The sequence below is a fragment of the Pseudomonas sp. NFACC45 genome, assembly GCF_900113505.1.
GTDB lineage: Bacteria > Pseudomonadota > Gammaproteobacteria > Pseudomonadales > Pseudomonadaceae > Aquipseudomonas > Aquipseudomonas tehranensis.
Window position 1 is genome coordinate 20,108 of sequence record NZ_FOPO01000004.1, and the last position, 18,294, is coordinate 38,401.

Sequence of the window (18,294 nt, forward strand, 5' to 3'; positions counted from 1 at the left end):
ATAAGTCCAGTCAAAAAGGTACGGCAACCATGAATTCTCCCCATACCGCTAAATGGCGATTCAAACTGGGTATAGCCATCATTTGTCTGATGCTTGGCTCCTGGTTAATGGTGCCGGTCGCGGCAGCGCTCGATGTGCCTGGTTCAAAAATCGCAGCGCTGACTGGAGTGCTGTTTATCAGCAACAAAGTCCTGCTGATTCTGGTCATCGCCGTCATGGGCAAGGCCGGCTTCCAGCAGTTGAAGGGCAGCTTGGTCGGTTACGTGTCCGGGCTTGTGCCTTCCATGAAGGACGAAGTTGGCCCGGTTCGTCATCGAATCGGCATCGTGATGTTCTGCTTGCCGTTGATCTGCTCATTTCTCGAGCCTTACGTCGATGCCTTCTGGCCAGGTCTCAGACCGAACCTCTGGCAGGCTCAACTGTTGGGTGACGTCATGCTGATTAGCAGCTTTTTTGTACTCGGGGGGAATTTTTGGGAGAAGGTACACGCGTTATTTGTGCGAACTGCACGTGTCTCAGACTCAAGTACGACGTGAGTCGACGATAGAAACGAAGGCTTTCAACCCAAGCGGACGTTTAACTGCCTGCGAGGCAGCCGGCTTCGAACCGCGAGTCGCTTTCGACTTCGTTATGCTGGCTCGGGGGCTGGCGAAGGGGTTATAGATCACTGATTGAATGGTTTTCTGCCCAGACGCTCCGAGTCAGCCGCCGTTGCTCTTCTCGCTGAACGAAACAGGCGACGGAGCAGTCGGAACACCAGGTCCCTCGGCAAAGAAACCTGACCCATGTCCTTACGATTCGCTGTCCTCGCTACGTTGCTCACGTTGGCCGCCCACACTGCGGCCGCCGCACAAGAACCGCTGCGCCTGGAACGCCTGGACCGCTGCGGTGACCTGCTGCAAAACCAGCACCAGGACTGGTGCCTGACCGTGCGCGGCTTGGGCAATCAAACACCACAACTGAAACTGGGTGAAAAGACGCTACCCGCGCTCATTGTCCAGCGCGAAGGCGAAACCCTGCGCGTGCGCCTGGACAGCGCCGCCTATCAGAGCGGCCCTCTTTGGCTGGAAGACGGACAGCGCGTCAGCAATGCAGCCTGGCTGAGCCTGCGCAACAGTCACGTACGGGCCGCCGGGCCAGACGAAGTGGCGAAGAACATGGACGGCTTGAGCACCTACGTCGATCTGGTCAGCCTGTTGATCGAGGAGAATCACGATGGGCGCCAGGAAGCTGAGCGTCTTGCCCAAAAATACGGCGCCACGGTCGTTGGCAGTATTGCTCCCCTGAACCTGTACCAGCTTCGTTTGCCGGCCAAGGACCTGGTGCAGCGCGACGCGCTGGTGCTGCGGATGGGCAGTGAGACCAGCGTCGATGCCGTGGTGATCGAGGAGTCGGCGGCCGAAGAGGCCGAGCAAGCCGCCAACCGCCCTGAAGAACCGAAAAAGCCGGCCCTGGACTCCGATGAGTGGGCCGCCAATCGTTTTCTCGACGCGGTGAACTACTACCAGCGGCGCATACCCGCGCGGCAACCGCCCACCCGCCCACAACCGGTGCGCATCGGCCTGATCGAACGTAACGTGGATTTCGACACCGCCGATTTCGCCGACTACCTCGGCGACTGCTCACTGCCGCGCACCTGCGTTTATGCGCGCGACGCGAACACACCAGACAACCACGGCACCACCGTCGCCGGCATCCTCGCCGCACGCTGGGATGACGGTGGCAACACCGGTTTTCTCCGGGGTCTGGACAAAGCCAGTGGGGGCTTCGAAGTCATTGTCGAGCGCAATTCCGATGCCGGGATCACCGCCACCATCGCCGCCTCGGTCAACCTCGTGGAAGACGGCGTGCGGGTGCTCAACTGGAGCTGGGGCATTCACCGCGTTGGCGCGAAAAACGTCAAAGGCGATGAAGTCGACTCGCTGTTGCGCTCAGGCATCGCCATGAGTGGTTACGAGGAACTGCTGGAAGAGTTTTTCCTGTGGCTGCGCAAGGAGCATCCCGACGTGGTGGTGGTGAACTCCGCCGGCAATGGGTCGTCGTTCTCGGGCACCGATGAGTACCGCCTGCCCTCTTCGTTCATCACCGAACAACTGCTGGTGGTCGGCGGACACCAGCGCAGCGAGCGCGCCGGGGTGGCCGTCGATGACCCGGCCTATGCGGTCCAGCGCAGCTCCTCGAATATCGACATGCGCGTGGACATCACCGCCGCCGCTTGCGCCCACGCCTCGACCACCCGCGCCGGCGAAAACGGCGCAGTGCATTGCGGCACATCCTACGCCACACCCATGGTCGCGGGCCTGCTGGCGGCGATGCTATCCATCAACCCGCAACTTCAGCCCGAGCAACTACGCATGCTGCTACGGCGCAGCGCCATGACCATCGGTGAAAATCACGACTTCGAACGCATGGACGGCGAGGACCTAACCGCCCCCATCCTGCCGTCGGAGCGTAGCTATCAGCTTAACGACAAGGACGTGGGGCGTTCGGCGCGACTGGACATGCAAAAAGCGCTGGATCTGGCTGAGCAGAGTCGTACGCGCGTGCGTTGAATCATGCTCGCGGATTCCTGGCCGGCGGATCACAAGCAGTCTGGTGCAGTTGGTGCGGCGGCGAACCGGGCGATAAAGGATTGAACAATCTGTGCCACGCCCTGGGGATCCTCGGCCGTCAACAAGTGCCCACATGGCAGGGAAAACAGGCTGCCGTTGGCCAATCGTCGATACAACGCAACACTCACCCTGACCGGGACCAACCGGTCGTCCAAGCCAATGATCACCGCCGTCGGACACTGAATCCGCGGGACCTGCGACGCGACATCCAGGGATAGGTTGAGGGCCAACTGGACGACGACACCGGGCCAATGAACCCGTAGATAAAACGCCTCGCTGTAAACAGCTACCTGCGCGGGTCCCATGGCCCGGCACCACGCGGCGGAAAAGCCTTGGCTGATAATGTTGGTCGCCAGCTCCCTGGGGTTCTTCTCGAGCAGCCGATGCCAATGTTCAAAGGTGCTATGTACCAGCGGGTCACGGGCATTGTCGAACGGCGCGATCAAGCTCAGCGTCAAGATATGCCGGGGAACGACGCTGGCCACCTCAATCGCCAGCGCCGCACCCAGTGAATACCCTATCAGGTGAACGCCTTCAACCGCGCGCTCCTGAATCTGTCTGGCAATCAGTCTGCCCAACTCCGTTACCGTCTGCGTTGCTGCGCTCGCCTGCTCCAGACGCGACAGGTCGACCGCCAGAACCCGATACGCCCCGTTCAGGTGACTGACAAACCTTTCCCAGGTGGAATGCGGACTACCTGCTGTGCCATGGATCAATACCAGGCAAATTTCTCCGCTTGCGTTGAGCTCAATCAGATTCAACATCTACGCACTTTCCCCAAGCCAGGTTCCTCTTTGATCTTAAGCCCTCTCACGCATTGTTCAGGTCATTTTTTCTAAACCGTGGAATCAGCTTTTGTGCGTTGAACTCCTCCCTGTACACAACCTAAAAAGGCCAAAAGGAGGAACGCCATGCAGACGATCAACTCAACGTTCAATTCGCAGCAGTTCAGTGCCGACTGGAGTTACCCCACCCCCATCTGGTTTGGTGTCGAACGGATCAGCGAACTGGTCAATGGATGCGTGCTACTGGGCAAACACAGGCCTCTGGTAGTCATTGATACAATGCTGGTGGAGCATCCACTGATCGTCCGTGCCTTGGAGCGTTGCAGCCAGGCGGGCATTGATCTGAAGATTTTTTCCAGCTTTCGCTCCGATCCAGATACCGAGATGCTCGACAGAGGCATCGGTATTTTCAATGAGTCCGCCCGAGACTCGGTCATCGGCATCGGTGGCGGGAGTGCTCTGGATCTGGCCAAGGCCATCGCCTTCATGGCGGTGCAAACCAAACCGATCTGGACCTTCGAAAGCCTGCCCAACCTCTGGAAAGCAGCGAATGACAATCTCCCGCCGATTATCAGTGTGCCAACCACCGCAGGAACGGGCGCGGAGGTCGGTCGGGCCGCCGTGCTGCTGGACACACTGGATAATCGCAAACGGCTGATATTCCATCCCAAGATGCTCTCCAGCCTGGTGATCGTCGACCCGGCACTGACCCTGACGGTGCCGGCGTCCATCTCGGCGGCGGTGGGGATCGATGCGTTTTCCCATGCCTTTGAAGCCTATTGCGCTAACGGTTTCCATCCGATGGGAGACGGCATCGCCCTCCAGGCCATGTGCTTGATCAAGCAATGGCTACCTATCGTTTTCCGGGAGGGAAGCAACCTGCAGGCGCGCTGTTACCTGAGCGCCGCCGCCTTGATGGGCGCCGTGGCCTTTCACAAAGGCTTGGGCGCCGTGCACGCAGTCAGCCACTCCATAGGTGGCGTGTACGGAACGCACCACGGCCTGACCAATGGCGTGTTACTGCCCTATGTGGTCGCCTACAACCGCCCGGTCATTGAGGACAAACTCGTCCGGCTCAGCGAAAACCTGAACCTGCTGCAGCCTGGGTATGAGTCTTTCGTCACCTGGCTCAGAGAGTTCCTGGCGGATCTGGGAATACCCAGTCGCCTGAGCCAAATCATCCACGAACCCTTCGACTCCGAGTACATCGCACAACTGGCTACGGCAGACCCTACCGCGCGGACAAATCCGCAAACCCTCTCGCAACAACATTACAAAACCATCATCGACAACGCCTGGTTCGGACGCTGAGCCAGCACCCAAAGGAGGTCATATGTATAAGGACATTGGTTTGTTTATCAACGGTGAGTGGATTTACCCTCACGATGACAAGCCTTGCATCGACATCATAAACCCCAGTACCCATCAGAAACTCGGACGCTTGGCCTGTGCCCAACTCGGTGACCTGGACCACGCCCTGAAGGTCGCGCAACAAGCGTTCCTGAAGTGGCGAGCTTGCAGCGCCGAAGAGCGAAGCAAAGTGCTCTATGAGGCCTACCGCATTATCTTGAGCGAAGCCGAATCCATCGCCGCCCGGATGACCCTCGATCAAGGCAAACCCCTGGCCGAAGCCCTTGCAGAAGTGCGTTTTTGTGCAGAGCACGCCAAATGGCACGCCGAAGAATGCAAGCGTTTGTATGGAAGACTGATCCCCGCTCGAAATCCCAAGGTTCGTCAATTGGTGGTTAAAAGGCCGGTGGGCGTGTGTTGCGCATTCACACCCTGGAACTTCCCTTTCAACCAAGCCATTCGCAAAGTCTGCGCAGCATTGGGTGCCGGCTGCACGCTGATTCTCAAGGGACCCGAGGAAGCGCCTTCGGCGGTCGCGGCGCTCGCCGATATCTTTCATCGGGCAGGTCTGCCCGAGGGTTGCCTGAACCTGGTTTGGGGGCACCCTGAACAAATCTCCAGCTATCTGATCGACTCCCCGGTCATTGCCAAAGTCTCATTCACAGGCTCCATTGCCGTGGGGAAAAAACTCGCGGCCCAGGCGGGGGCGAAAATGAAGAGGGTCAGCATGGAACTGGGCGGCCATGCTGCTGTGATTGTCTGCGCCAGCAGTGATATCGACAAGGTGTGCACCTTGCTGGTGGAAGCCAAGTTCCGTAACGCCGGGCAAATTTGCATTTCCCCTTCGCGTTTCTATGTCCACGAGTCAGTGATGGATAAGTTCGTCTCCACCCTTCTTGACAAGACCTGCAAGGTCAAGGTGGGCGATGGCATGGACCCTGAGACCAAAATGGGGCCCTTGTGTAACGAGCGCCAAATAAAACGTCTCCAAGACCTCATAGATGACAGCCTGGCCGAAGGCGCCAGCCTGCTGACGGGTGGCAGCCGGATGGACCGGCCGGGAAATTATTTCCAGCCCACGGTGCTCGCCAATGTGCCTGCAAGCGCCCGTCTCATGCAGGAGGAACCTTTCGGCCCGGTGATCCCGGTCAACACGTTCGACGATCTGGACACCGTGATCGAGCTGGCCAATGCACTCCCCTATGGCCTTGCTGCCTATGGATTCAGCGAGGATCGCCAAGAATGCGCCAAGCTCATCGAAGGCTTGGAAGCAGGCATGATTTCGATCAACCACTACGGTCTCGGCATGCCGGAAACGCCCTTCGGTGGAATCAAGGAAAGTGGCTACGGCAGCGAAGGCGGCATGGAGACTTACGACAATTATTTGTCCACTGTCTTTGTCAGCGAACTGACCCGGCCCTGAAAAATACGCCGCATTGCACATGAGGCAACACGATGAACATCACCCTCAGAACCTTTCAAGCTAGCGATTTCGATACGGTTATTTCCTGGATCGATGGGCCACAAACCCTTTCCCTGTGGGCAGGAGCCACCTTTACCTATCCTCTGGACAAGGAACAACTTGAACGCTATCTGGCCAAGGCCCAAGAACGTTATCCATGGCGTTTCCTCTACGCCGTGGTGGACCAGGACGAAAAATTGATCGGCCACATCGAGTTTTCGGACATTTGGCCACATCTGTCCTTGCGCTTTGCGCGGATCCTTATTGGCGATCCCGAATCACGTGGCAAGGGTTATGGCCAGGCCATCCTGCGTCAGGCGTTGGCACTGGCGTATACCCGATTCAACGTTGCCCGGGTCGACCTGGGCGTAAAAAAAGAGAACCTGCTGGCGATCAATTGCTACCGCAAAGCCGGCTTCAAGGACATCGGGCTGTGGCCCCAGGCAATCGAAACGCCTATCGGTTGGATCGATGTCCACTGGATGACCCACACCCGAGAGGAGCAATGCCCATGAATCCGATCACCCTGTACGGCCACCCGGAGTCCGGACACAGCTATAAGGTCAAGTTAATGCTGGATGTGGCCAAGGTGAATTACACCTATCGCCAAGTGGATATTCTCGTTGAGCGGGACGCACGCCCCGAACCATTCAGGTCGTTAAGTCTGGCGCGCTTTGGTGAAGTACCACTGGTGAGCATCGGCCAGACGCACTACGTGCAATCCAACGCCATCCTGATCGAACTGGCCGATACCCTTGGGCTGTTCGGCGGTAGCGGGCGCAAAGGCACGCTCTCGTGCAAGGAATGGCTGATGTGGGAAGCCAACAAACTTGGCCTGTCACTGCCGCACCTGCGCCTGGCCCGAAATTACTTCCCCGATGATTACCCACCGGGTGCCGTGCAATGGTTGGCCAGTCGGTTCAAAGAAGACATCGGCAGACTAGACAAAGAGTTGCGCGATGGTCGCCGCTTCATTCTGGACGACGAGTTGTCCATCGCTGACTTCTCCCTGGCCGGCTATCTGTTCTGGAGTAATCAGGCCCAGGTGGATCTGCCTGGGACTGTCATTGACTGGCTGGGCCGCATCGCCAGCCTGGAAGGTTGGCAAAGCCCCTACGCGTGTCTGTCGCAGCACCCCGGCTATGAAACCTTTGGTCTAGTCAAGGAAGAGTTCGACCCCCGCCTCGCCGTCGTCTGAATATTGGAATCACATCGTCGGCGAGGAGGCAATCTCCTCGCCTTTTTTTGATCTGCCCTAGCTAATGGATTGATCCATTTCCTGTGCCGGTCGCTCATGCCTGGGCTGGCCCACCACACAGGCCGGGATCCCCACTACCGTAGTCCTGGCAGGAACCGCCTTGAGCACCACGCTATTGGCACCCACCTTGGACCCCGCACCGATCTCAATATTGCCGAGGATCTTCGCCCCCGCTCCAATCATCACTCCAGTCCTGACCTTGGGATGACGATCACCACTATCTTTTCCTGTGCCTCCCAAAGTAACGCCTTGCAAGATGGACACGTTATCCTCGACCACGGCTGTTTCACCGATAACGATTCCCGTGCCATGGTCCAACAACACGCCGCGACCAATACGGCACCCTGGGTTGATATCAATGCCCAGTACTACATTGCATCGCGCCTGAAGATACAGCGCTTCCAGGCGACGCCCCTGTTGCAACAGTGCATGACCGAAGCGGTAGGCCTGCAGCGCGGCGAAGCCCTTGGCGAACAGAAACACCTCCAGTTCGTTCTGATACGCTGGGTCTCGCTGAACCACGGCTTTCAAATCAGCCACCATGCAGCACACCAGATCGTGACAGCCACTGAGTTCCTGTAACACCTCGCGCATCAAGCCACGCTCACGGGAATCGTGGGGCGCCAGCAGGTTCGCGATACGCGCGGCCATGCCCGAGCCCAGGTCCGGGCACTCAAGTACCGCCTCGTTGACCATGTGACCCAGGCTGGGGTGGCGCCCGAGGGCATTCATCGCTTGCGCTCGGAGTACCTTCCACAGCATGGCATCGACGCCAGAGTCGGCGGTGCTGTCCAACAAATCATCATTGATCAGAAACATAGGCATGACCTCCCAGGTCTTTGGCCGAACTCATGGCCTCGAAGCACGTACGCGCGAACGCCGCAAACCAGGCCGCCCCCGAATACAGAATTGCATCGTTGAAATCGTAATGCGCTGAGTGAAGCGGTGGATCATCCGACCGACGCGCCGATCCCAGGAAGGCGAAAACACCAGGGATACGCTCGCTGAAAAATGCGAAATCCTCAGCTGCCATGGACGCCTGTGCCTGGGCTTGCACATACGGCTCTGCGAACACCTGCCGAGCCGCTTCCAGTCCAAGGTCAACCATAAACGGACAGTTGATCAGCGCAGGGTAACTGCGGCGAAAATCCACCGTTCCCCTGCATCCGAAAGCTTGGGCTATACCCTCGCTCATCCGCTCGATCGCTGATGCCAACCGATCGACCGTCAGGCTGTCGAAAGCCCGCACGGTACCGCGGATACTTACGCGCTCGGGAATGACGTTAAAGCCATTGCCCGCTTTTATTTCTGTCACCGTCACAACCGCAGCCTCCAACGCATTCACCTCGCTGGCCACCAACGATTGCAACCCCAGGCACAACTGCGCCGCGGCGTTAATGGGGTTGATCGCAATATGCGGCTGCGCGGCATGACCGCCACGGCCATCGAGGTGAATCTCGAACTTGTTGCTCGACGCCATCAAGGCCCCCGGCCGGGTAGCAAAACTTCCTGCCGGCAACGAAGGCCAGTTGTGTAAACCGGCGATAGCCTGGATTGGGAAACGCTCAAGCAGGCCATCGTCGAGCATGGCTTTGGCACCGGCCTGGCCCTCCTCGGCGGGCTGAAAGATCAAACACACCGTGCCGTTGAAATCGACAAACCGGTTGATTAACTCGGCGGCGCCAATCAGCATCGCCATATGTCCGTCGTGACCACAGGCATGCATGCAACCGGGGTGCTGTGACACATGGCCAAAAGTGTTGCGCTCAGTGATTGGCAAGGCATCCATGTCGGCGCGCACCGCAATACACGGACCGGCATTGCCTTTGGTGATAATGCCCACGACGCCAGTCTTGGCGAGTCCTCGAATGAACGGGATACCCAAAGCCCCCAGCGCTTCACAGATCACATCGCTGGTGCGCACCTCCTGGTAGGCCAGCTCAGGTATACGGTGCAGCACCTGCCGTAGCTTGATCAACTTGTTCACAAAATGCCGCTGTTGCTTGTGGCTTAGCATCATGATGTCGTCCTCCGACGGTTATCATGACCGCTACTCTCGTGACGAAAACCGATTTCCGTTAAAGCCAGGGATGAGAAAAACTAAACCTGCTTGTAGCCGGGCGTATTGCCAGATGAAGCCAGCGGTGCTTCCCTTGAGGAGAACGAACATCCATTGTTCGACCCACCTCGAAGTGAGAGATACATCGGGAGCATAACCTGTCAGCCAACATGGAGGAGATGGCGATGAAGCACACCCGTTTTTTTGGAAAGACTGTTCTGACCTGCACATTCATCCTGGCAATGATTGGTTGGGGGGTCGGTTTCTATGGACCGCCGATCTATATGCAGGCCGTGATGGATCGCACCGGCTGGCCGGTGGCCCAGGTGTCGGCGGCCGTTACCCTGCACTTTCTCAGCGGCACGCTGGTCATCGCCAACCTGCCCAGGCTCTACGCGCGCTTCGGTGTGCCGGCCATTACCCTGCTGGGCAGCATAGTGCTGGGAGTCGGGGTGAATATCTGGGCTCAGGCGAGCCAGTTATGGGTGCTGTATGCCGGAGCCATCTGCTCGGGCATCGGTTGGGTGACATTGGGCGCCGCAGCCGTGAATACCCTGATCGCCCCGTGGTATATCAAGGAGCGACCCAAAGCCTTGGGCAAGGCTTACAACGGCGCCAGCATGGGTGGGGTGATTTTCTCGCCGTTGTGGGTGTTGCTGATCGAGCGTTTTGGCTTCGCCACGGCGGCGCTGGTGATCAGTTCCGTAGCCGTGGTGCTGCTCGGCTGCTTCGCCTTTCTGGTTTTCAATAAAAGCCCGCAAAGCCTCGGCCAGCATCCTGACAATGCCGACCAGCCAGAGCCCGTGGCGATCAGCTCAAGTGCCGTACCCTGGACTGCGGCGCAAACCCTCAAGTCGGCAAATTTCCGTTCCCTGGCAGCCGGCATGTCCTTGGGGTTGTTCGCCCAGATAGGCTTGATCGCCCATCTGTATTCGATTCTGGCCGCACGCATGGGCGCCCAGGACGCTTCATTCGCCATGGGCCTGGCCACCGCCAGCGCCATGGGCGGGCGTTACGTGGCCGCACGCTTGATGACCCAAGGCATGAACCGCCGTCAACTGGCCTGCCTGGGCTACGGGATTCAGATGCTTGGCACACTGATGCTGCTGGGTCTGGATATCCATCCGGCGGTCGCCTGGGTGGCGGTGGTGTTGATCGGTTCGGGGATCGGCAACGCCACTTCATTGCCGCCACTGATCGCCCAGACTGAGTTCAGCCGCGAACAAACCGCCAGGGTGATTGCGCTGATGGTCGCAATCAGCCAAGCCACCTATGCCTTCGCCCCGGCGTTCTTCGGCCTGGTCCGTTCGGCCTTTGCCGTACCGAGCCAAGCCATCGCCGCTATCGTGATTGCCGCCGTCGTGGTGCAACTGCTCGCGATCCTGTCGTTCTACAAGGGCGTAGTCACCCGCCCTTTTAAAAAAACCGTGTACTGAAGCTTCCCCACTGACCCGTTCCCCCGGCCAGGCAGTTTCGCTGCCTGGCTACTCCCGCACCCTCTCCTGAATTTAGTCCTTCTTAACCCAGAATTGAATAATTCTGCGTTGTCAGCTTTCACGCCAGCAAACACCATCGAGTGAACTTCTCCAATCGCAGGGTGAGCTCATGGGTTTTGAGATTTTCAGGAAAATGGATTGGTCCGCACTGGTGCATGAATACGACCTGGACGGAAAACGCCTGCTGCCGTGGGACAGATACCCCATGCCGTTTGCCGCCGGCTGGTGTGTCGTCAGACCCCACACTCACAGCGAACCTCACGTACAGATCGACCAGGAAATCTTCATTGCCCTTAAGGGCACCGCCCGACTGGTGATCGGTGACGCGCAGTATCTGTTTGAAACCGGTGACATCGCCGCGATTCCCAAGCACACCAATCACTATGTCATCAACGACAGCGACGAAGACTTTCACTTCTACGTGATCTGGTGGGACAAGTTTATCGCGGGGGACTACATGAAGGCCGATATCACTCATCTGGAGAGCGAGAATGTCTAGATTCATTGTCACCATCACACCTCCCACACCCAATGGCGATCTACACATCGGTCACCTGGCCGGACCATTTCTGAGCGCCGACATCTTCACCAGGACCCAACGGCAAAAAGGCCACGAATGCGTGTTGGTTTCCTACTCCGATGATTACCAGTCCTACATGTTGCGTCGAGGCCGGGAACAGGGTCGTGAGCCTGCGGTGGTGGGCGAGGAAAATACTCGCAAGATCAAAATCAGCCTGCAGATGGCAGGTATCGAGATCGACCACTGGATGAGCTCTCTGGACAACGCATTTTTTCGCGATGCTGTGCTGGAGCTCTATCACCAGGGTGTCAGCGATCACAACATCTATCAGAAAACCGTCCTGGCGCCCTATTGCCGAGCCTGCAATGTATGGGGCTATGAAGCCTTCGGCCGGGGCCAGTGCAGCAGTTGCGGGCAAGACTCGGACGCCAGCCAGTGCGAAGAATGTGCCTGTGCACCGAATTATCTGTACATGAAGAACTTCCGGTGCAAGCTCTGCGGTGGCGAACATGAATGGATGGAGAAAGAACACGCCTATCTGAACATTGGTAAGAATGTGCACAAACTGCAGACCTGGCTCGGTAACAGTGCGGTGCGCCTCAACTCGCGAGCTTTCGTGGAACGTGAGCTGGCACCGACCCCACAAGACTGGCAAATCACCCGCCATGGCGATGCTGGCCTGGATATCGGCCAACCCGGCCTGGGCAAGACCCACACTTGGTTCATGGGCATGGCCGGGTACATCGCGGCGACTCGGGAACACTTTTGCGTCAACCAGCAGACACCCGAACTGTTCGATACGTTCTGGCGTGCCGATGACACCACGTTAGTGCACTTTCTCGGTTATGACTGCCTCTACAGCCACGGGATCGCCTACCCGATCCTTCTGGCGGGCAGCCCCTACGCGAAAACTACTCAGCGCCTCTACACCAATATGTTCTTGAAACTCAATGGCCTGAACCTCTCCACCAGCCGAAACCATGCCATATGGATTCGCGATCTGGTCAGTGACTACGACACTGACCCCGTCAGACTCTACATGGCGTTGCTGGCGCCGGAAGAGCAAGAAAGTGACTTTGTCGAAACGCAATTCGTTGAATGGCACCAAGACTTCTACCAAGACAAACTCGAAGTGCTCACCGTCGCCGCCATGCAGGAATCGCCGGCGTTCTGGTTGGATGGCATGCAACGCAATGAACACAGGCTGCTATGTGAGGTGTACAACCGCTGGTCCACAGTGACGAGCGCCGACAGCTTCTCCAGCCGCAATCTGGCCCTGTTGGCGGTGGAGCTTTACGAACTCGCCTACTCTCGGCTGCAAGCGGGACAACCCCTGTACTACCTGATGGCACTGGCATCCTGTATTTGTGCCCCGATCACCCCGAGCCTTTCCAGACAGATCCAGAAACGCTGCGCGATCAGTGAAACGCTGGTCCTGGACAATCTGATCAATGCCAACTTCCTCGACTACTCCATCTAGGGGAAAGGCCATGCACAGCGATTTCGAAGTGGCCGTCATCGGCGGCGGGATTATCGGGCTGACTATCGCTGCGTTACTCGCGGAGCGTGGTGTCGATACTTTGTTGATGGAGAAGAGCCGCTGCGGTTATGCCGGTGCAACGGCCCATACTGGGGGTATATGTCGTGCATTCGAACCGAACCCTGAGCTAGCCAGGATGGCCGAAGTAATCGGTCTAGCACCCGGCGAAACCGAGGTGGAATCAATCTTAAGTAGCCATCAGACGACAACCGGCGCGCTTTACCGAATGCCGCTGTCGTTTTCAATGGCCCGCTGTGAGGCCCGGGTTCAAGGGATCTCACCCGCAGCTGCGGCGCAGTTGGTTGGCCGCCCGCTCGCCCATGACGGTGCTTACTACCATGAGCCCAGCGCCGCGATCAGCGATGTCCACGCCACAATGAGCGGGCTGCGCGCCGCGTTGCGCAAGCACGGCTGCTTGATCGAACACTGCGAGGTCCAACGACTGGTGGAGCGCAACACCCAGGTCGAGATTCATGGCCTTGAAACCGTCTATCGCGCACGGTTGGTGATCAATGCAGCAGGCTCTGGAAGCCAGGTTCTGAGCTACATCAAAGACGCCCAGGTACGCACCATCCCCTATTTCAAGTTCCGGGGGCCGCTCGTCCCCCAACTGCCTTGTATCGATTATGTCGCCAGCAACTACATCCTTGCCCTACCCGGCGGTCTTGTGCAAAGCAGCACGGTAATCAGGCCCAGTCTGTCAGAGATAGAAGGCGACCCTGGATACCTGCGCACCATGGTCGAGGATTGCAAGCAGCGGCTACAGGATCTGTTGGGCAACGTCGATGAGTATTCGTTGCTATCAATCGATCTGGCAACCGACCTGTATACCCCGGACGGGTTGCCCAGGCTGGGGCCACAACATCCCGGGTCAAGTATCTGGCTAGCGACCGGTTTCAATGGCGTTGGTTACAAATACGCCTTCCCGATCGCTGCGCGCATCTACAGCCAAATAGCCCGACAGCGTTAACTATTACCCTGCTGCATTCCTTGAAATAAACGTCCAGGGAGGGACAAGCATGTCCTTTTGCATCGGCATATCCGCAATTTTCGAAAGTTTCAGGACAGTGCATGCCCGCACCTTCCTCGCGGCTATCAATCACTTCATCAACACACACGACACCCTGGGGCTGAGGTTTGTCTTCGAAGATGACGACGCCAGTCCTCAGGGGGGGCGCCGAGCCGCGCAGAATCTCATCGCCAAAGGCGTCGATGTGGTGGTTGGGCATTTTTCTTCGGACGCCGCGGCAGGCGCGCTGCCGTTGTATCAGGCATCCGGCATTCCAGTATTGCTGCCGGCAGCGACCAAGCAGGATCTGCTGGAAGGCGCCGCACACGCCTTTCGTCTCTGCCCATCCGACAAAGACCTGATGGAGCTACTGGCCAGAAACCTGATCATGGATGCCCCACGGGGAAACGTGTTGATTGTTCATGATTCAACCGAACACGGTAAATCCCTGGCACGAGTGCTGACTGCAATTTTAGCTGGCTCCAGCATGTTTGTTGCCCCAACGCTCGAGCTGGCCGAGGTGGTGGTTTATTGCGGGCGATTGAACAACAGCATCCGCTACGTCAATTCCCTTCTCAACGAGCATCGTGACCTACCGATTTATCTCACCGACGATGCGCTTTCCAACTGGTTTATTCAGAACACCTCGCCTTTGCAAAACCTTCGGATCGTCGGCTTGGTAACAGCCGAGCCTACCTATTTCCAGGAAAGTCTGGCTGCCCTGCAAATCGCCAGGACTCTGAGCCACTGCGGCGAGATGCTCGATGCACTGCAAACCGCCACCTTCAATACCGTTCTGGGTCAGGTGCAGTTTTGCAACGGCCAAAATCGTTTCGCCCACGCGGCCCTTTGGGAAATACGCGATCAACGTTTCATCCCTTCCACTTCTGCTTGATCACAGGTGCCACATGCAGGTTACTCCCGACTATTACGAGATGATCAATATCGGCTTCGGCCCCGCTGGCATCGCCTTGGCGTGCGCCCTCGAAGACGCCGCCCATGGCCCGCTGGAAACAAGGCAGTGTCTGTTTCTGGAAAAGAACGCCAGCTGCGCCTGGCACCCGGAATTTCTGCTGGACGGCACTGACATCAATCACCATGTATTGCGCGACCTCGTCACACCGCGCAACCCGCAAAGTCGGCATTCGTTCGCCATGTACCTCAAGGCACATGACCGCTTGTATCAGTTTGGTCTGCTGGGCCGTCCGGCCAGTCGCAATGAATGGTCCGACTATGTCGCCTGGGTCGGCAAAGCCTTTTCACCGTATGTGCACTATGGGGAGGAGGTCCAGGAAATCCGCCCCGTCATGGAGGACGGCCAGGTCGAGCAGTTGCTGGTCATGACCACTAAAGGCCAATACCTGACTCGCAGCCTGGTGCTGTCTACCGGAAGCACACCGAATATTCCCAGGCAGTTCACGAAACTGGACACTTCGAGAGTGATCCACACCTCGCGTTACCTGAGCAGTATCGACACATTGGATTGCCAGGGCGCTTGGTCGTTTGCGGTCATCGGGTCCGGCCAGAGCGCCGGAGAATCCATCGTCGATCTGTTGAACCGTTTTCCCAACGCCCAGGTCACCTCCATCCACCGCAGCAGCGGTTTCAAAATTGCACAATTGGGGCAGTTCCCCAACCAGGCGTTCCATCCGGATCGCGTGGCCTATTTCCATAAACTGGGCCAGGTCGAAAAAGCGATGATTCTGGAGGAAGTCAAGTCCACCAATTATTCCGGTATCGATGTCGACGAAAGCCAGGCGCTGTATTCGCTGTTTTATGAGGGATTGGTCAGCAATAAACCAAGGTTGGCGTTGAAGATCTTCACTCAAATCGAATCGGTCTCACACACCCCGACAGCCGTCACCTTGCACACCTGCGACCCCTACACCCTGGAACGCAACAGCGTCAGCGTCGATTACGTGATCCTGGGTACAGGCTACCAGCAAGACTACATCCCGTCCGTGCTCTCGCAACTGCAACCATGGCTGACCTTGGGCACTGACAACGGTGTGCTGGTCGAACAGAACTACAAGCTGACCACTACCGCGTCATTTAAACCCACCCTTCTCGTCAACGGCCTTTCCGAGCGCTCCCACGGCATCGGCGAGGGGCAGTCGTTTTCCTTGCTGGCCATGCGCGCCGGCATCCTGACCCACTCATTGTTCTGAATACCTACAGGTGTCGACATGTATAACGCCTCTTCCGATATCGTGTTTGACGACGTATTCCTCACCGTCAAGGGCCTGGGCATCCGCTGCGCCTTAAAACTGGACTACTTCAACGCCGCCGGCTCGATCAAGATGAAAACCGCTCTGGGCCTGGTCTTGAGCCTGGAACAGAAAGGTCTGATCAACAAGCACACTACGCTGATCGAATCCTCATCCGGCAACCTCGGCGTTGCCCTGAGCATGATCTGCGCAGAGCGTAAATATCGATTCATCTGTGTTTGCGATCCTAATACTTCCGAATCCAATCTGAAGTTGATGAAAGCCCTGGGTACCCGGATTGTTCAGGTGGACACCAAAGACTCCAATGGTGGTTTCCTGGGTACCCGAATTGCCTATGTCCAACAAAAAATAGCCGCGGATCCGAGCTGTCTCTGGCTGAATCAATACTCAAATCCGGCCAACCCAGAGACCCATGCCCGTACCACCGCCACCTCAATCTTCAATAGCTTCACCCGGGTCAATTACCTGTTCGTGGGAGCCGGCACCACCGGGACGTTGATGGGCTGTATCGACTTTTTCAAAAAACACAGCCCTTACACCAAGGTCATCGCGGTGGACAGTCTGGGCTCCGTTACGTTTGGCGGGGCTGCGGGAAAGCGGCATATCCCGGGCCTGGGCTCCAGCCAGATGCCGCCCTTGTTTCGCGCCGACAACCTGCATGCCCTGGAAGTCGTCAAGGAAGCAGACACCATCCAGATGTGCCGCTATATGGCCAGGGAGAACGGCCTGTTGTTCGGAGGTTCCACCGGCACGGTCCTGGCCGGTGTATTGGCCTGGAAAGACCGGATTCATCCCGACGCGACCGTGGTTGCCATTTCCCCGGATGCCGGCGAGCGCTATCTGGACACGATCTACAACGACGACTGGGTACGTGCACGATTTCCAGAGTATGACTTCACTCGCATCCGCCCCAGCGCTCTTACAAGAGACAAGGAGTACTCCAATGCCTAGTACCTTGAAGAATCAGGACTTTCACGTCGTCGGCGGAGGCACCGTTCGCGATATCTTGAAGCAGTTTCCAAACCTGGCCCTGGATGTCGTCCGGGACACTTACCTGCAACATCATTACGAGTGCACCGAGAACCCGGACAGCTATTTTTTACGGTTCAAGGACAGTCCTGCGGACCGGATCATTGCCCTTCCCGCTGCCTGCCTCGCGGGTCCTGATAAAGTGGCCGGGATCAAATGGATCGCCAGCTTCCCGGGCAATACCCGCCATAACCTGCAACGCGCTTCGGCCACGTTGATTCTTAATGATCTCTCCACGGGCTATCCCATTGCCTTGCTGGAAGCGTCAATCATCAGCGCCGTGCGTACGGCCGCCTCCGCGGTATTGGCAGCGTACTGCCTGTTGGAGCACCGCACCGAGATTTCGCGGTTGTCATTTATCGGGGCGGGCATCATTTCACGAACCATTCTGGAGCAGTTCCAGATCAACCAATGGTCGATCGGCCAAGTCGTGATCCATGACACCGACCCAGCCTCCGCCCGGGCGTTCAAAGCCTATGCCATGGATCTGGGGTTCGACTGTAACCTGAGCGAAAGTCTCGACCAGGCTTTGCAAGGTGACGTCGTGGTACTGGCCACCAACACCTCACAGCCCTATATCGATGAGCGCTACCCGTTACGGCCTGGCGCCGTGTTGCTCAACGTATCCCTGCGAGATTTGGCGCCTTGCCAGATCCTGAAGGCGTTCAACTTGACCGACGACATCGACCACTGCCTCAAAGCCAACACCTCGCTGCATGTGACAGAACAGCAAGTAGGTCATCGCGATTTCATCAACTGCACCCTTGCCCAACTAATGCTCGGCGAACGCGCCCCCGACCGTTCACGAACCATGATTTTTTCTCCCTTTGGCCTGGGTGTTCTGGACGTGGCATTGGGTAAAAAGATCCTGGACCTTGCGCTTTCCCGACACCAGACCGTCCCCGTGAACAATTTTTTTGAATCCACCGCCCGCTGGAGCTGAACC

Annotated in this window: 15 protein-coding genes and 1 pseudogene; 13 read left to right on the forward strand and 3 right to left on the reverse strand. The window is 57.6% G+C overall.

Annotation, left to right across the window (positions count from 1 at the left end):
* Positions 1–29: 29 nt before the first annotated feature.
* Both BM132_RS08180 and BM132_RS08185 read left to right on the forward strand, forming a co-directional pair.
* Positions 30–536, forward strand: a complete 507-nt coding sequence (locus BM132_RS08180; RefSeq protein WP_092455067.1) for a transporter suffix domain-containing protein — start codon at positions 30–32, stop codon at positions 534–536.
* A 249-nt stretch (positions 537–785) separates the two neighbouring features.
* Complete coding sequence (locus BM132_RS08185) at positions 786–2,552, forward strand: S8/S53 family peptidase (protein WP_092454502.1); 1,767 nt, start codon at positions 786–788, stop codon at positions 2,550–2,552.
* Positions 2,553–2,581: 29 nt separating this feature from the next.
* Here the strand turns inward: BM132_RS08185 and BM132_RS08190 are convergent, their stop codons facing one another.
* Entirely contained in the window at positions 2,582–3,376 is a 795-nt protein-coding gene (locus tag BM132_RS08190; RefSeq protein ID WP_092454504.1) for an alpha/beta fold hydrolase, read from the reverse strand.
* A gap of 147 nt (positions 3,377–3,523) precedes the next feature.
* On the opposite strand from BM132_RS08190, the gene BM132_RS08195 reads away from it, so the two are divergent.
* Genes BM132_RS08195 through BM132_RS08210 form a run of 4 tightly spaced genes read left to right on the forward strand, consistent with a single transcriptional unit; the run spans position 3,524 to position 7,407 of the window.
* Positions 3,524–4,708: an iron-containing alcohol dehydrogenase gene (locus tag BM132_RS08195; RefSeq protein WP_092454506.1), complete on the forward strand. Its 1,185-nt coding sequence runs from the start codon at positions 3,524–3,526 to the stop codon at positions 4,706–4,708.
* Positions 4,709–4,730: 22 nt separating this feature from the next.
* Complete coding sequence (locus BM132_RS08200; RefSeq protein WP_092454507.1) at positions 4,731–6,170, forward strand: NAD-dependent succinate-semialdehyde dehydrogenase; 1,440 nt, start codon at positions 4,731–4,733, stop codon at positions 6,168–6,170.
* Between the two features lie 32 nt (positions 6,171–6,202).
* On the forward strand, positions 6,203–6,724 hold the full coding sequence (locus BM132_RS08205) for a GNAT family N-acetyltransferase (RefSeq protein ID WP_092454509.1): 522 nt from the start codon (positions 6,203–6,205) through the stop codon (positions 6,722–6,724).
* Positions 6,721–7,407, forward strand: a complete 687-nt coding sequence (locus BM132_RS08210) for a glutathione S-transferase family protein (RefSeq protein WP_092396769.1) — start codon at positions 6,721–6,723, stop codon at positions 7,405–7,407. The genes BM132_RS08205 and BM132_RS08210 overlap by 4 nt, the downstream gene beginning before the upstream one ends.
* 57 nt (positions 7,408–7,464) lie before the next feature.
* Here BM132_RS08210 and cysE read toward each other — a convergent pair whose 3' ends face one another.
* The gene (gene cysE / locus BM132_RS08215; RefSeq protein ID WP_092396767.1) at positions 7,465–8,286 is read right to left on the reverse strand and encodes a serine O-acetyltransferase; all 822 of its coding nucleotides are present in this window, start codon (positions 8,284–8,286) and stop codon (positions 7,465–7,467) included.
* Positions 8,270–9,454 (reverse strand): amidohydrolase, encoded by a 1,185-nt coding sequence (locus BM132_RS08220; protein ID WP_177193326.1) that lies wholly within the window; start codon positions 9,452–9,454, stop codon positions 8,270–8,272. The genes cysE and BM132_RS08220 overlap by 17 nt, the downstream gene beginning before the upstream one ends.
* A 257-nt stretch (positions 9,455–9,711) precedes the next feature.
* Here BM132_RS08220 and BM132_RS08225 point away from each other — a divergent pair, with 257 nt between their 5' ends.
* From BM132_RS08225 to sbnA, 7 genes and pseudogenes are all read left to right on the forward strand, one after another.
* Complete coding sequence (locus tag BM132_RS08225) at positions 9,712–10,962, forward strand: MFS transporter (RefSeq protein WP_092396763.1); 1,251 nt, start codon at positions 9,712–9,714, stop codon at positions 10,960–10,962.
* A gap of 169 nt (positions 10,963–11,131) precedes the next feature.
* On the forward strand, positions 11,132–11,521 hold the full coding sequence (locus BM132_RS08230) for a cupin domain-containing protein (protein ID WP_092396761.1): 390 nt from the start codon (positions 11,132–11,134) through the stop codon (positions 11,519–11,521).
* On the forward strand, positions 11,514–13,022 hold the full coding sequence (locus BM132_RS08235; protein ID WP_092396759.1) for a methionine--tRNA ligase: 1,509 nt from the start codon (positions 11,514–11,516) through the stop codon (positions 13,020–13,022). The genes BM132_RS08230 and BM132_RS08235 overlap by 8 nt, the downstream gene beginning before the upstream one ends.
* Before the next feature lie 10 nt (positions 13,023–13,032).
* Complete coding sequence (locus BM132_RS08240; protein WP_177193325.1) at positions 13,033–14,052, forward strand: NAD(P)/FAD-dependent oxidoreductase; 1,020 nt, start codon at positions 13,033–13,035, stop codon at positions 14,050–14,052.
* Between the two features lie 49 nt (positions 14,053–14,101).
* On the forward strand, positions 14,102–14,986 hold the full coding sequence (locus tag BM132_RS08245; protein ID WP_092454511.1) for an ABC transporter substrate-binding protein: 885 nt from the start codon (positions 14,102–14,104) through the stop codon (positions 14,984–14,986).
* 13 nt (positions 14,987–14,999) lie between these two features.
* On the forward strand, positions 15,000–16,259 hold the full coding sequence (locus BM132_RS08250) for a SidA/IucD/PvdA family monooxygenase (protein ID WP_177218151.1): 1,260 nt from the start codon (positions 15,000–15,002) through the stop codon (positions 16,257–16,259).
* 18 nt (positions 16,260–16,277) lie between these two features.
* Positions 16,278–18,291 (forward strand): annotated as a pseudogene (gene sbnA, locus BM132_RS28450) (2,3-diaminopropionate biosynthesis protein SbnA).
* Positions 18,292–18,294: the final 3 nt, after the last annotated feature.